At 62.2% G+C, this 13,963-nt stretch carries 13 protein-coding genes; 4 read left to right on the forward strand and 9 right to left on the reverse strand.

Going from position 1 to position 13,963, the window contains the following annotated elements:
- Entirely contained in the window at nucleotides 1–966 is a 966-nt protein-coding gene (locus HH213_RS03630; RefSeq protein WP_110845607.1) for a bile acid:sodium symporter family protein, read from the reverse strand.
- Nucleotides 966–1,277, reverse strand: a complete 312-nt coding sequence (locus HH213_RS03635) for a hypothetical protein (RefSeq protein WP_110844618.1) — start codon at nucleotides 1,275–1,277, stop codon at nucleotides 966–968. The genes HH213_RS03630 and HH213_RS03635 overlap by 1 nt, the downstream gene beginning before the upstream one ends.
- A gap of 113 nt (nucleotides 1,278–1,390) precedes the next feature.
- Here HH213_RS03635 and HH213_RS03640 point away from each other — a divergent pair, with 113 nt between their 5' ends.
- The 3 genes from HH213_RS03640 to HH213_RS03650 all read left to right on the forward strand — a co-directional run bounded on the left by HH213_RS03640 (nucleotide 1,391) and on the right by HH213_RS03650 (nucleotide 6,267).
- Entirely contained in the window at nucleotides 1,391–3,781 is a 2,391-nt protein-coding gene (locus tag HH213_RS03640; RefSeq protein ID WP_217363489.1) for a TonB-dependent receptor, read from the forward strand.
- Entirely contained in the window at nucleotides 3,781–4,983 is a 1,203-nt protein-coding gene (locus HH213_RS03645; RefSeq protein WP_169110849.1) for a glycerophosphodiester phosphodiesterase, read from the forward strand. The genes HH213_RS03640 and HH213_RS03645 overlap by 1 nt, the downstream gene beginning before the upstream one ends.
- A gap of 186 nt (nucleotides 4,984–5,169) precedes the next feature.
- On the forward strand, nucleotides 5,170–6,267 hold the full coding sequence (locus tag HH213_RS03650) for a S41 family peptidase (protein WP_169110851.1): 1,098 nt from the start codon (nucleotides 5,170–5,172) through the stop codon (nucleotides 6,265–6,267).
- A gap of 36 nt (nucleotides 6,268–6,303) precedes the next feature.
- Here HH213_RS03650 and HH213_RS03655 read toward each other — a convergent pair whose 3' ends face one another.
- On the reverse strand, nucleotides 6,304–7,485 hold the full coding sequence (locus HH213_RS03655) for a hemin-degrading factor (RefSeq protein WP_169110853.1): 1,182 nt from the start codon (nucleotides 7,483–7,485) through the stop codon (nucleotides 6,304–6,306).
- 10 nt (nucleotides 7,486–7,495) lie between these two features.
- On the reverse strand, nucleotides 7,496–9,772 hold the full coding sequence (locus HH213_RS03660; RefSeq protein WP_229263270.1) for a TonB-dependent hemoglobin/transferrin/lactoferrin family receptor: 2,277 nt from the start codon (nucleotides 9,770–9,772) through the stop codon (nucleotides 7,496–7,498).
- A gap of 179 nt (nucleotides 9,773–9,951) precedes the next feature.
- Here HH213_RS03660 and HH213_RS03665 point away from each other — a divergent pair, with 179 nt between their 5' ends.
- A complete protein-coding gene (locus HH213_RS03665) occupies nucleotides 9,952–10,395 on the forward strand; it encodes a hypothetical protein (protein WP_146235868.1) in 444 nt (147 codons plus the stop codon).
- A 12-nt stretch (nucleotides 10,396–10,407) separates the two neighbouring features.
- On the opposite strand, the gene HH213_RS03670 is transcribed toward HH213_RS03665, so the two are convergent.
- The 5 genes from HH213_RS03670 to HH213_RS03690 form a co-directional block, all read right to left on the reverse strand.
- Nucleotides 10,408–10,938: a gamma carbonic anhydrase family protein gene (locus HH213_RS03670; protein ID WP_169110857.1), complete on the reverse strand. Its 531-nt coding sequence runs from the start codon at nucleotides 10,936–10,938 to the stop codon at nucleotides 10,408–10,410.
- Between the two features lie 11 nt (nucleotides 10,939–10,949).
- Nucleotides 10,950–11,720: a transporter substrate-binding domain-containing protein gene (locus HH213_RS03675; protein WP_169110859.1), complete on the reverse strand. Its 771-nt coding sequence runs from the start codon at nucleotides 11,718–11,720 to the stop codon at nucleotides 10,950–10,952.
- A gap of 60 nt (nucleotides 11,721–11,780) precedes the next feature.
- The gene (locus HH213_RS03680; protein WP_110844627.1) at nucleotides 11,781–12,413 is read right to left on the reverse strand and encodes a glutathione S-transferase; all 633 of its coding nucleotides are present in this window, start codon (nucleotides 12,411–12,413) and stop codon (nucleotides 11,781–11,783) included.
- Nucleotides 12,414–12,535: 122 nt separating this feature from the next.
- The gene (locus HH213_RS03685; protein ID WP_169110861.1) at nucleotides 12,536–12,925 is read right to left on the reverse strand and encodes a hypothetical protein; all 390 of its coding nucleotides are present in this window, start codon (nucleotides 12,923–12,925) and stop codon (nucleotides 12,536–12,538) included.
- A gap of 67 nt (nucleotides 12,926–12,992) precedes the next feature.
- A complete protein-coding gene (locus tag HH213_RS03690) occupies nucleotides 12,993–13,961 on the reverse strand; it encodes a L,D-transpeptidase family protein (RefSeq protein ID WP_229263271.1) in 969 nt (322 codons plus the stop codon).
- Nucleotides 13,962–13,963 lie beyond the last annotated feature (2 nt).

The raw sequence follows: 13,963 nt of genomic DNA on the forward strand, positions 1-13,963 counted from the left end.
TTAATCGACTTCCTTGGCGTAGCGCTGTGCCAGCACAGCGCACACCATCAGCTGCAACTGGTGGAACAACATCAACGGCAACACCACGGCGCCCAGCGCGCCGCCTGCGAACAGCACCTTGGCCATAGGCACCCCGCTGGCCAAGCTCTTTTTGGAACCGCAGAACACGATCGCAATCCGGTCCTCGCGATTGAACCCCAGCCGCCGCGCCGCCTGCGCGCTGATGAACATCACCAATCCCAGCAGCAGCGCATTCACCACCATTAGCCCGGCCAGCGTGGCCCACGACACGTCGTGCCACAAGCCCTGCCCGACCGCTTCGCTGAACGCGGTATAGACCACCAGCAGGATCGAGCCCTGGTCCACCAGCCGCGTCAACGCCTTGTTGCGCTCGACCCAGCCGCCGATCCAGCGCCGCGCGATCTGGCCGGCGATGAACGGCAGCAGCAGCTGCAAGGCGATCTGCAAGGCCGAGTCCAACGGCGAACCGCCGGCCATCTGCGCCGAGGTCAGCAAGCCGACCAGCACCGGCGTCAGGAAAATCCCGAACAGGTTCGACGCCGACGCGCTGCAAATCGCCGCCGGCACGTTGCCGCGCGCTGCCGCCGTGAAGGCGATCGACGACTGCACGGTCGATGGCAGCATGCACAGGAACAGGATGCCGAGGTATAGGTCCGGCGTCACCAGCGGCGTCAGCACCGGCTTGAGCAGCAGTCCCAGCAAGGGGAACAGCGCGAAGGTGCACAGCATCACCAGCAGGTGCAAGCGCCAGTGCGTGATTCCCGCAATCACCGCCTCGCGCGACAGCTTGGCGCCGTGCAGGAAGAACAGCAGCGACACCGCCACGTGGGTGACGTTATTGAAGATGATTTCGCCCTGCCCATGGCAGGGGAAGAAACTGGCGGCGATCACGGTCGCAATCATCGCCAGCGTAAAGTTATCCGGCAAAAAACGGGGACGCTTGATCATTTAGGGCACTTTACTTCCAGCACATCGATGGCGCCCACGGTCTTGGCGGACGAGGCGCTGCGCACCAGGTCGACCCGTTCCAGGCAATTCTTCTGCACCAGCCGCTCGTAGGTGCGGGTGCAGCTGATCACGGCGTCGGCGCCGCTGCCGGCGTTGCAGTAAAAGCCTTCGGCCTGCATGCGCACCAGCGCCTGCTCCATCGGCATGCCGGGCTGCACGGTCTGGGTGACGAAATGGCCCAGCCGCGACTGGTCGATTGAACAGGCTGCCAACAGCAGTGGCAGCGCCGCCAAGAATATTCTGCGCATGTAGCTTTCTCCTTATTGCCAGACAGCAGTGTAACGCAATGTGCGCGTCATGATCCGGTCACACTTGCCACCTATGATGCGCAGCGTTATTCATCCCTTAATCTGGACAATTCATGAACAAGAAATTCTCCGTAGTGTGCTTCGCCGTGCTGAGCCTGCCTATGCTGGCGATGGCAGCCAACGTTGCCGCCGCTGTTGCCGAAATGGCTGATACCCCTGCCGCCGTCGAAACTGCTTCGGAGGCCGAGGCCGCCGCCGCCGGTCCGATCGCCACCGTCGAAGTGGCCACCCGCAAGACCCGCTCGTCGGTCGACCTGAGCAAGAGCGACATGCAGAAAATCCTGCCGGGCATTAACCCGCTGAAGGCGCTGCAAACCCTGCCGGGCGTCAGCTTCCAGACCGCCGATCCATGGGGCAATAACGAACAGAATCTGTCGCTGTTCATCCACGGCTTCAGCGGTTCGCAGCTGGGCTACACGCTGGACGGCGTGCCGCTGGGCGACCAGCAATACGGCAACTACAACGGCCTGTCGCCACAGCGCGCCATCACCAGCGAAAACGTCGGCAGCGTGATCCTGTCGTCGGGCGCCGGCGACCTGTCGACCGCTTCCACCAGCAACCTGGGCGGCACCATCGAGACCTTCTCCAGCAACCCGCTGGCCAACCAGAACGTCGCCGTGCAACAGACCGTGGGCAGCTACAAGACCTCGCGCACGTTCGTCCGCTACGACACCGGCAACTTCGGCGACGGCAACAGCGCCTACATTTCGGCCGTGCACCACGAGCAGAAGGCCTGGGACTTCAACGGTCGCCAGGGCGGCGACCAGGTCAACGCCAAGTTCGTCAACAACGGCAACAACGGCAAGCTGACCCTGTACTTCGCGTACTCGGACAAGATCGAGCCGAACGAAGACAGCACCGTGCGCTCGGCTACCGAGAAGTACCAGCCGTACACCCGTCCGTTCATGTATCCGAACTTCCAGCAAGCGGTGAACTACCTGTCGCCCACCGGCGGCACCCCTGCTGCGGACGGCAACAACTACCGCAACTACTACAGCGATGCGCAGCGTACCGATTACCTGACCTACGCCAAGTACGACTGGAACATCAACGACACCACCACCTGGTCCAACCAGATCTACTACCATAACGACGACGGCGTCGGCGTGGTGGCCGGTCCTATCGGCGTGGCAGGCTTGCCGGCGCTGTTCGCGGTCTACTTCCCGGGCCAGAACCTGAAGCAGGTGTTCGGCAACTCCGGCTACGCCACCCGCACCACCGAATACGCGATCAACCGCAACGGCTGGCTGTCGAATTTCAAGACCGAACTCGGCGACCACACCCTGCAAGCCGGCCTGTGGTTCGAGCACAACCGCTCGTCGGCCTACCGCCGCTGGTACGCGCTGGATGTCAACAATCCTAGCTCGCCATACGACCGTCCGAGCAACCCGTTGATCACCCAGTACGGCAGCGAGATCGACAACAAGGTCGCCCAACTAAGCCTGCAAGACGAATGGCGTCTGCGTCCGGACATGACCTTGCTGGCCGGCTTCAAATCCAGCCTGCAATTTGCCGATGGCCAGTTCCCGGTGCAGCCGAAGAACGGCGCGATTGCCGGCTCGACCGCACTGCCGGTCGGTAATATCGACACCAAGAAATGGTTCCTGCCGCAAATCGGCGGCCGCTGGGATATCACCGCGCAAGACCAGGCCTTCTTCAACGTGCAGAAAAACATGCGCCAGTTCGTCACCTACGGCGGTGGCGGCGCGTCGCCATGGAGCTTGTCGAGCCAGGCCGCGTTTGACCTGTTCAAACAGACCGCGAAGCCGGAAACCTCGATCACCTACGAAGCCGGCCTGCGCAGCAGTCACCAGCTGAACTGGGGTGCGCTGAGCGCGATCGACGGCCAGATCAACGTCTACCACGTCGACTTCAAGGACCGCCTGCTGCAGATCAGCCCGACGTCGGTAATCTCGTCGATTATCGGCGGCAACCTGGCGGTGCTGACCAACGTCGGCAGCGTCAAGACCAACGGCATCGACCTGTCGGCGACCGCCCACTTCGGCCGCACCTTCTCGCTGTACAACGCGCTGTCGTACAACGACTCCAAGTACGACGACAACTACCTGAACGGCAAAGACACCGTACAAACCGCTGGCAAGAAAGTGCCAGGCAGCCCGGAGTGGATGAACAAGACCGTCGCCACCCTGACCGTGGCCGACACCGAGTTCCAGCTGATCGGCGACTACGTCGGCAAGCGCTACGCCACCTTCACCAACGACCTGTCGGTCAAGAGCTACTTCCTGATGAGCCTGGGCGTATCGGGCAAGCTGCCATTCATGAACGGCGGCTGGGTCAAAAACGCGCGCTATCGCCTGAACGTGACGAACCTGGCCAATCGCGAGGGTGACCTCAACGTGGTGGTCGGCGCGGCCAGCGGCACGTACAATACCTTCCCAATTGCACCTCGTCAGGGCTTCCTGACTTTGATGGCGGACTTCTGATGACCACACTTTATTTGCCTAAGCGCCTGTCTCGTCGCGGCTTCATCCAGACCGCGGCAGTGGCGACCGGCGCGGCCGGCGCCGCCCTGCTGCTGCCGGGCCTGTCGCACGCGGCCAGTATGCTGACGCCGGGTGCGTTCGCCACGCCGGACCTGTCCGGCATGCCGGGTGTCGGTCCGGTCGGCGTGGTGCAGCCGCGTCCGCTGATCTTCGGCCATCGTGGCGCCAGTGCGCTGCGTCCCGAGCATACGCTGGCCTCGTACGCCAAAGCGATTGCCGACGGCGCCGACTATGTCGAGCCGGACCTGGTCAGCACCAGGGATGGCGTGCTGGTGGCGCGTCACGAAGCCTTCCTGAGCGAGACCACCGACGTCAGCAGCCGTCCGGAATTTGCCAGCCGCAAGACCCGCAAAACCATCGACGGCGAAACCCACGAAGGCTGGTTCGTCGACGACTTCACGCTGGCCGAACTGAAAACGCTGCGCGCGGTGGAGCGGATTCCGCAATACCGTCCGGGCAGCGCGCAGTACAACGGCATGTTCCAGGTGGCGACGTTCGAAGAAATCATCGACTTCGTCGCGGCCGAGTCGGCAGCGCGCGGCCGCATCGTCGGCATCGTGCCGGAGCTGAAACACTCGACCTACTTCGCCAGCGTCGGCCTGCCGCTGGAAGACCGCTTCCTGGCGATCATCGCGGCGCACGACTACACGCGCCGCAATCCCATCGAGATCCAGTCGTTTGAAGTGGCCAACCTGAAATACCTGCGCGGCAAGCTGGGCCGCCGTGCCAACCTGCGCCTGATGCAGCTGGTGATCGGCGAGAACGTGCGGCCGATGGACGTGGCAGCCGCCGGCGGCACGCTGACCTTCGCACAAATGTGCACGCCAGCCGGCCTGCGCGACATCGCCCAGTACGCCGACGTGGTAGCGCCGCCGACGCGCAGCATCATCCCGTTGAAAAAAGACGGTTCGCTGGATGCGCCATCGTCGCTGGTGGAAGATGCGCACAAAGCCGGCCTGCGGGTGGAGCCATGGACCTTCCGTCCGGAGAACCACTTCCTGGCCGCCGACTTCCGCAACAGCGCCGGCGACGCCGTCCGCAACGAAGCCGGCTCCATCGCCGAAATCAAACGCTACATCGCCACCGGCATCGACGGCTTCTTCACCGACGACCCCGCCCTAGGCCGCGCCGCCCTCGGCTAAACAACCCGGGGTCAGTTCCGAAGAACTGCCCCCAAGCCTGTTCACTCCTCCCACATCTGTTTTATGCCGCGTATATGCCTGTTCGTCGCATGCGCCAGCTTATAAACAAGTCAACAGTTAAGCTTCCAGCACGATCACTCCCGATTGCATCCTGATAAATTATTCATACTTATGGAGCTGAAGCCTATGCGTAAATTCCTTCCCGCAGCAGTCATGACCCTCTGCGCCGTCACCCTCACTACCGCGCACGCACAAGCACCGGGGCCTGCCGCAGCGGCGCCATCGTCGCAGCCGTTGAGCGCCGCCGACAAGGCCGGCGCCGTCGATCTGCTGGCCCAACGCCTGTCCGCCAAATACATTTACGCTGACGCAGGCGACAAGATGGCCGCCGCCGTTCGCGACCATTTGCGCAAGGGTGACTACGAGAAGATTGCGACGGATGAGGAGTTCGCAAAAATGCTGACGTCCGATATCCAGGCCGCCAACCCGGACAAACACCTGAGCATCCGCTACGTCCCCAATGCACGGCCTGATATGCCTCGCCCCACTGCCAAGCAAGGCATGCCGGATGACATGCGACAGCGTATGACCGAAGTGGGCAAACACATCAATTTCGGATTTGAAAAGGTGGAGCGCCTGCCGGGCAATATCATGTACATCAAGTTCGACGCGTTCTTTGAAGCGAATCTCGGCAAGGCAGCCGCGACGGCCGCCATGAACCTGGCAGCCAATGGCGACGCGATGATCATCGACCTGCGCGAGAATGGCGGCGGCGACCCGAACATGGTGGCGCACGTGGCCAGCTACCTGCTGGGCGATCAGAAAATCCATCTGTCGGACATCTACTACCGGGCGGATAATGAAACCAATTCCTTCTGGAGCGATCCCGCCGTTCCGGGCGCGCGCTTCGGCGCGGACAAGCCGGTCTACGTGCTCACCAGCGGCAACACCTTCTCCGCAGCGGAAGATTTTACTTACAACCTGCAGGCCATCAAGCGCATTACGGTAGTGGGTGAAACCAGCGGCGGCGGTGCGCATCCGATCCAGCCGTTCCGCATCGATCCTAACCTGGTCGCCGTCATCCCAATCGGACGCTCCATCAACCCGATCACCAAAGCCGATTGGGAAGGTAATGGCGTAAAACCCGACGTTGCCACCGCTGCGGACAAGGCCCTGACCAAAGCAAATGTGCTGGCCCTGCGTCAGGTATTGCCAACAATTAAAAATCCCCAAGAGCGATCTACCCTAGAGAAACAGCTCGCCGAATTGGAAGCCGCTTTGTAAATCAAAAAGGCCGGAGTCTCTTCCGGCCTGTTGACTTTAACGGTTGGCCTGTCGCGTAGCGTCGGCTTTCGGCAGCGCCGCGGTCATATCGACCCAGCTTTGCGGCTGCGGCTTGTTGCGCTCACGGACGCCGAAGAAGCTGACCACCAGGTCGCCATTCTTATCGAAGAATTCCACCGACGTCACGCCGGCGCGCTTGATCACGTAGCCGCTGTGGAAGGCGCTGTCGCGCAGGTGCAAATTGAACTCCGGGTCGAGCACGTTGAAGAAGCCGCCGGCTTCCTGCACCTTGACGATCTTGCCGCTGTAGATCTGGATCGTGGCGTCATTGCCGAGGAAGGCCATGATGTCCAGCTTCTGCTTGGCCGACTCTTCCAGCAACTGACGCACTGCCTGCGGCGTGATCGGCTGCACCTTGTCCACCGGTCCCAGGCGCAGCGCCTGTTCGCGCGACATGCCGAACTCGGTCACCAGGCGGTTGAACTGGTGCACATCGTTCAGTTCATTCCACGCCAGCTGGTACTCCTTGACGTCGATCGCACTGTCCGGCTTGGAGGCCGGCTTGAGCGGCGCCGCCGCCACTTTCAGGTCGGCGCTTTGCACCGGATTGCGGAAGTCGGCCACGATCTTGTCGAACACCGCCACGCCTGCTTCGCTCTTGACGTACAGCTTGTGCGCGGCGTTGCCGCTCTGGTCGAAGAATTGCAGGCTGCGCGTGACGGCGCCATCCTTGCCCGGCTGTACCACGGCAAACGCGTACTTCCAGTTTTTAAAGGTGAAGCGCAGATCGATCTCGCCGCCCAGATAGCCGCCAGCGATGTTGCGCAGGCGTGCTTCGCGTTCCTTTTCCTTGTCGGCGTCGAGGCCGGCGATTTCTTCCTGCGGCTTCAGGCGCGTGGCGACGCCGGTGCGTTCGATGACGCCATTTTCATTGCGCGTCAGCGCCATCACGGTGCCGAGGTCGAGCGCGCGACGCATGATTTCGCGCGGCACGTTGTCCCCTTCCTGCAAACGCGTGACGGTCTTGCCGAGGCCGGTGGTGGCCAGCAGCTCGGCTTCCGAGACGTTCAGCCTGGCGGCGGCGTCGCGCAGCGCCAGCTTCGGCTGTTCGGCGCGCAGCGCGTCGTAGCGTTCGGCCAGACTGGCTGCAACCGCCGGCACGGACGAGATCAGCAAAGCGCCGGTCAGCGCCAGGGCAAATCGATGGTGGGGTTTCATGGCGAGCTCCTTAGTAAATCACTTTGAGGTTGAATGCATAGTTGCGACCTGGACGAGTCTGGCGTTCGATATCGGCCAGCGTGGCGGCCGTGGTGCCGGCCGGCAGGCTGCGCGACGAGGCGTAGTCCCAGTATTTCTTGTCGCCCAGGTTGTAGACGCCACCGCTGAGGGTGACGTGCTTGTTGATGTTCCAGTACGCCGTCAGGTCCAGCACGCTGTAGCCGGGCACATCGAACAAGGTGGTGGTGCTGCCGGTCAGCACGTCGCCGACGGCGCGCTTGCCGCGCGCGGTGCTGGCGGTCAGTGCCGCGCCGCCGCGCAGGGCCGGATCGTCATAGGCGAAGGTGGCGTTGGCTTTGTACGGCTGCACCGATGGCAGGTCGGCTTGCTTGCCGGTCGTGGTGTTTTCCGACGTGCCTTTGGAGGCGCCGGCCGCGAGATTGACGCTATAGCCTTTCATCGCCGGCAGCCACTGGCCCAGCTGGAAGTTGGAACTGAATTCAACGCCGTAGATATTAGCCTTGCCGATGTTCTCCGGACGGTACAGGCCGAAGGTGATGGTCGGATAGTTGACCGGGTCCGGCGCCTGCGTGGCGTACTCGATGAAGTTGCTGTAGCGGGTGTCGAACACCGAAGCGCTGAATTCCACGCCCGGCGTCGGCGCGCCTTTCAGGCCCACTTCAAAGGCGTTGCTGGTTTCTTTTTGCAGGTTGGGATTGCCGAGCACGGCGTAGCCGTTGCCGGTGCCGGTGTAGCTGAACGAGTCGTAGGTGCCGGTGCGCTCGGCCGCTGACGGCAGGCGCGTGCCGCGCGAATACTGCGCAAATGCGTTGAGGTTCGGCGCCACTTCCACCGACAGGTTCAGCGACGGCGTCAGGAAGGAATCGGTCTCCTCCTTGATTTCCTTGGCCGCGCTCGGCACGGCGACGATGTAGCTTTGCAGATTCTTCGGCGTCAGCTTGCGCTGTTCGCCGCGCAGGCCCGGCGTCAGCGTGGCTTGCCTGCCGCCCAGTGTGAAGCCGATCTCGTCGCGCACATAGGCGACGAATTTGTCGGTGTCCATGTCGACCATGCGGTTCTTCAGCGTGACCTGGTGCACGCCGGTCTTGACCACCACGCGGTCTTCGCTCCATGGACGACGGGTTTGCTGCTGCTCGTAGCTGACGCCGTAGCTCAGCAGATTGCCGGGAGCCAGCTGCTTGGTGGCGTCGGCGGCGATGCCTTTGCTGTCGTTGAAGTAGCCGGTGTTGATGTCGCGCACGTAGGGCTGCGCGCCGGTGATGTAGTCGGCGTGGGTCAGGTCCACCACTTCGGCTTTTTGCGTGAACAGCTTGGTGTCCAGCGTATCGAACAGGGCGATGCCGACCGGCGTCCACTGGTGCTCGACGCTGAAGCGGTTACGCTTGGTGTTGGAGTTCTGCGTCGCACCATCCGGGTATGACGAGCCGACCTTGTTGTCGAATTCGCGGTTGTGCTCGTTCTTGTAGCTGTCGATGGTGAAGCCCAGTTTCTGGCCTTTGGCAATGGTCCAGTTCAGTTTGGCCAACACGGCGGTCGAATCCCAGTCATCAGGATTCGACGGCGCGGTGCTGTTGATCATCGACTGGTCGCCGGTGCGGTGCGCAACCACGATCAGAGCTTTCAGGCTCGGGCTAATTTCGGCGGCGCCGGTCACCGCGTGCAGACGCATGCCGTGGTCCGAGGTGTGGCCGAACTTGTATTCGCCATAAACCTTGCGGGTGCCGTCAAGGTAGTCTTCCGGGTCCTTGGTAATGAAAGATACCGAACCGCCCAGGCCAGGCGTACCGCCGCCGGTCGGGCTGGCGCCGGAACCGATGCGCACTTCGCGGAAAGTCTCCGGATCGAAGTAGTCGCGACCGATGCCGAACGAGCTGTTCGAGGTGCCGTCCGGCCGCGCGGCCGCATCCGGCAGCGAAATGCCGTCCACTTCCAGGCTGATGCGGTTGCCTTCGACGCCACGGATGTTGATGCCGGTATTGCCGGCGCCATCCCAGATATTGCCGCCGCCGCTGGCCGCCGACGGTACCGCCACCAGTGGCGAGTAGCGGGCGATGTTGGCCATGTCGATGGCATTATTCTGCTCAAGCTGGCGCGAGGTCAGCATGGTAGTGCTGCCGTTTTTGGTGGAATTAACGTCGTCGCGCCTGGCCTTGACCAGGATCTCCGACAATTCGGAAGCGGACTTGGCCGGCGCATCCTGCGCTACCGCCGGCAGGATGGCGGCACCCAGCATCACCAGCAGGGCCGAGCGGACGTGAAGAGACAATGGCGCGGCCCGATGCCGAGCGCCCGTAGGGGTAGCGATCATAGTTTTCCAAGAGAGAAGTTGAACGGCTGGCTCTCGGAAGATGGACGATTGCTGGCAAAGGAGACATCCTAACAATAATGATTCTCATTTACAAGTGCCATTGCAATCAATCTTGGTAAATCCGCTACAATCCATGTATGGAACGTCTTTCTTTGACCACGCCCAATATGGCCGCCGCCAGCTACCCAGGCTGGGCGCCAGCTGCCTGCGCGGTGGTCGCGTTTGCCGGCGCGCTGATGGCAATGGCATTGACTGCCATCTGGCCGCTGGCCATCAGCCTGGGCGGCACGCTAGCGTGCGGCTGGCTGCTGCATACGCAGCCGCTGGAACGGGAAGTGGAATATTTTTCAGCCGATGAAGACGGCCTGCGCTACGTACACATGACCGGCCAGGACGGCCAGGTATCGCGTTATAAATGGACGGAAATCCTGGAAGTGCACGCCGCCGAGGGTGGCCTCAGCGTGCAGACCGGCCGTGGCGCGCTGAAAGGCGCGGCGGTGTTTTTTCCGATGCACTCGGCTGCGGACAGCAAGGCCGCCAGCGCGGCGGCCAGCCAGTGGCTGGCGGCTTATCGGCTATAAGCGCGTCTGTAATCAGCCGGCCAGATAGTTGTTCTTCACGCGCACATAGTGCTCGGCCGAATACTTCATGTAGGCGATTTCTTCCGGCGTCAGCGCCCTCACCTTCACCGCCGGACGGCCGACGTACAAGTGGCCGCTCTCCAGCACCTTGCCCGGCGATACCAGACTGCCGGCGCCGACCATCACCTGATCCTGCACCACCACATCGTCCATGATGATGGCGGCCATGCCGATCAACACTTCATTGCCGATGGTACAGCCATGCAGCATGGCCTGGTGGCCGATGGTGACATAGTCGCCGATAATCAGCGGCGAGCCGTTCGGCTTCTTGTCATTCTTGTGCGACACGTGGCCCATGGCGAAATCCTGCACATTGGTGCAGTTGCCGATGACGATACGGTTGACGTCGCCACGCAGCACGGTGTTGCACCAGATCGAGCAATCCTTGCCGACGGTGACGTCGCCAATCACTTGCGCCGATGGATGCAGGTACAGGCCCTCGCCCAGCTGCGGCGTGGTGTTCAGGTAGGAAGTGACTGCCATGCGGTAAATCCTTATTTGCGGGAGTATTTCGCCATCATACTGCTCAGCTCCTGCTGGTGGGTAGCCATCCAGGTCCAGACGGCTTCCACCTGATCGCGGTGCGCGGTGTAGTAGGCCGGATTGGTGGCCAGCCAGATATTGCCGCTGAACAGCGGCACGCGCAAGCGCACCACGTCATTGCCGTAACGCTCGGCGATCGACTGGTCCATATCGTTGACTGCGCCGACCGTCAGCGCCACGCCATCCACGCGCTTGAGCTTGAGCTTGCCGACATTGCTTTCCAGGTCGCGGCCGCCCTCGTCAACCTTGATGCCGGCGTCGCGCAGGGTATCCGCGTACGGTGCACCGTACGGCACGCCGATTACGCGGCCCTGAAAATAGCGCGGCGTGATGGTGTCGGCCGGCAGCTGGTCGGCGGCGCGCACCAGCACGATGATGCTGGTGTGGACCGCGCGGCTGCGGTCCAGCGCGCCGTTGCGGTCACGCGGCAGCATTACCTCGGTCGGCAGCTCGGCGCGCTCTTCGATCGGCAGATAGTCGATGGCGCCGGTTTGCAGCGCGATGCGCAGGCGGTTGGCAGGCAGGCGCACAAACTGCACCGGGCATGGAATCGCGGCGGCCGCAGCGGCGCGCAGGTAATCGACGGCCACGCCTGGCGGGTCCGGCACCTCGGCGCCTTTGCCCAGCCAGTAAGGCGGCCGGTCCTGGTCCATATAGCCGATGCGTACCGGTGGACAGGCGGCCTGGACGCCGGTGGAAGCCAGTAAGGCAAAGACGAGCAAGACGCGCAGCATAAACTAGGACAATATTAGTGACGAAAACGTCATTATACGTGTGGCAAGTCAGCCTTGGTAAGTGCTGTCGCCATGCGGTGCGGCGCGGAACTCCGGCAACGCTTCAGCTTCACGCGAATACGCAGCCAGGGCCGGATAATCGGCGGCCGACACCACATCCGGCAGCATCTGCTGGATGAAGTGCCAGGTGATCGCCTGCATCACGCCGGGCGGCGGCATGGCGGCGCTGGTGGCTTCCAATGGTTGCTGCTGCTGTTCGGCTTCCAGCACGTCCAGCGCGGCGCGCAGTTGCAGGATGACGCGGTCAGCCCACGGCTGGTGCAGCTTCTCGGCTGGACGCAACTGCCGTTCATAGACGAGCTGCACTGCCTTGTCGCAAGCCGCCAGCGCCAGGCCCAGCAGCCGCTGCGAGCGCATCAATTCGGTTGGCATCGACGGCGTGCGGCGCGCCGATGGGCGGGCGATGGATTCGGCATATTGCAGGATCAGCGTGGAGTCCATCAGCGCATTGCCTTCCTCATCGACCAGCGTTGGCGCCTTAACCACCGGATTAATCTGCCGAAACTGCTCGAAGGTGCTGAACACCGACAGCGACTGGTGCTCGAACTTCAGCCCCAGCAACTGCAAGGACACCGCCACGCGGCGGACGTAAGGTGAATCCAGCATACCGATCAGTTTCATAACCACTCCAGACTTTTCTATTTGAATAGATGCATTACGCAAGGGCCTGCCCCCATAGGGGACAGACCGTGGCAAGTTATGCGCAGTTTAGCTGAAGGGGAAAAGAATGCGCAGTGCTTTCTTCAGACGCCAGGCCTTTTACGGCGCGCGCCGAACAAACCCACAGAATACCCTGCGTCGCGCAGGAAGCTGGTCGCTTTATGGTTCAAAATCAGCAATGTGAAGAAACCGATATAGGGCATCCACAGGAAGAACAACCACTTACTGCCGCCGCCTGTCGAAAAGCCGTCGTGATGCGCCTGCAAAGCGTCTCCCATGCTGTAGACAGCCCAGTACGATAAAAGCACACCGACCACAAAAAATGGGGTGCCTAACTGCGGCACCATGCTCGCCAACTCCAGGACGAAGCCAAGCAATAGCCATTTCTGCGCCTTGGCGACATTCCAGCCGTAAGTGGGGGAACGCTGGTCCAGTGTCGAAACAATCGGGCTATTCTGATCAGTCGAACTCACAGTTTTTCCTCAATAACAATTATTTCGAAATTATAAGGAGATTTCCGTGCGGAAAACTATTAGATTGTCACGAAGCTTGCAGCAATACGGCGGCGCCGCGCGCGACGGCGCGTACCACTTGCATCACGTCCCAGTTGGTGAGGCGGATGCAGCCGTGCGATTGGGTCTTGCCGATATTGCCCGGCTCAGGCGTGCCGTGGATGCCGTAGTGCTCTTTGCTGAGGTCGATCCAGGCCAGTCCGACCGGGTTGTTGGGGCCGGCCGCGATGCGGGCCTTGGTGTCGCCGGCCTTGGCATCCCAGAACAGTTTGGGGTTGTAGCGGTATTCGGGATTGGTGGCGACGCCGCGCACCTGCCAGCGGCCTTCCGGCAGAGGATCGTGCTTGCTTCCGGTGCTGGCCGGGAACTGCGCGAACGGCATGCCGCCGGCGTCCAGCAGGGTCAGCGTGCCCTCTTTCGCGTCGACCAGGATCGACGCGGCTTTCGGCAGTGGCTTGATGATGGCGACATTCGGTACCAGCAATTGTTCGCCGGCCTTGTTGAGCTTCTTGCCGGGATTGAGGCGGCGCAGCAGCTCCGGGCTGCAATGGAAGCGCTCGCCCAGCGCTTCGGCCACGCTGGCGTAACCCAGCGCCGACAACTTGGCCTTGCCGGCCATGTCGGACGGCACCGGCACATAGGGACCGGCGACGTCCTGCGCGGTCAGCGTGTAGACCGCCAGCACCGGCGCGTCATCGCGCTCCAGTTCCTGCCAGGTGGCGGGGTCGACATTGCCAGTCAGCGGCAGTTGATGCAGTTTCTGGAAGCCGCGTATCGCCTGATGCATATTGCTGCCGTAGGCCGCATCCATCTCGCCGGGAGAAAAGTGCGCGCGGTCCAGCAGCACCTGCGCGCGTAGCACATTCGGACCGGCGCTCTTGGGAGCAACCGGCTTGGCGCGTTGCGCTACATTCAGGGTATCGGCTGCGGACAGCGCCGGCTCGGCGGCGTTTGCGCTGGACAGCGCCAGCATGGCGACAAAAAATAAGACTCTCAAAC

This window comes from Duganella dendranthematis (genome assembly GCF_012849375.1).
Classification (GTDB): Bacteria; Pseudomonadota; Gammaproteobacteria; order Burkholderiales; family Burkholderiaceae_D; genus Rugamonas; species Rugamonas dendranthematis.

Coding starts and splice junctions, on each gene's coding strand:
- HH213_RS03635 (WP_110844618.1), bottom strand. CDS start 1,277: ATGCGCAGAATATTCTTGGCGGCGCTGCCACTGCTGTTGGCAGCCTGT.
- HH213_RS03640 (WP_217363489.1), top strand. CDS start 1,391: ATGAACAAGAAATTCTCCGTAGTGTGCTTCGCCGTGCTGAGCCTGCCT.
- HH213_RS03645 (WP_169110849.1), top strand. CDS start 3,781: ATGACCACACTTTATTTGCCTAAGCGCCTGTCTCGTCGCGGCTTCATC.
- HH213_RS03650 (WP_169110851.1), top strand. CDS start 5,170: ATGCGTAAATTCCTTCCCGCAGCAGTCATGACCCTCTGCGCCGTCACC.
- HH213_RS03655 (WP_169110853.1), bottom strand. CDS start 7,485: ATGAAACCCCACCATCGATTTGCCCTGGCGCTGACCGGCGCTTTGCTG.
- HH213_RS03665 (WP_146235868.1), top strand. CDS start 9,952: ATGGAACGTCTTTCTTTGACCACGCCCAATATGGCCGCCGCCAGCTAC.
- HH213_RS03670 (WP_169110857.1), bottom strand. CDS start 10,938: ATGGCAGTCACTTCCTACCTGAACACCACGCCGCAGCTGGGCGAGGGC.
- HH213_RS03680 (WP_110844627.1), bottom strand. CDS start 12,413: ATGAAACTGATCGGTATGCTGGATTCACCTTACGTCCGCCGCGTGGCG.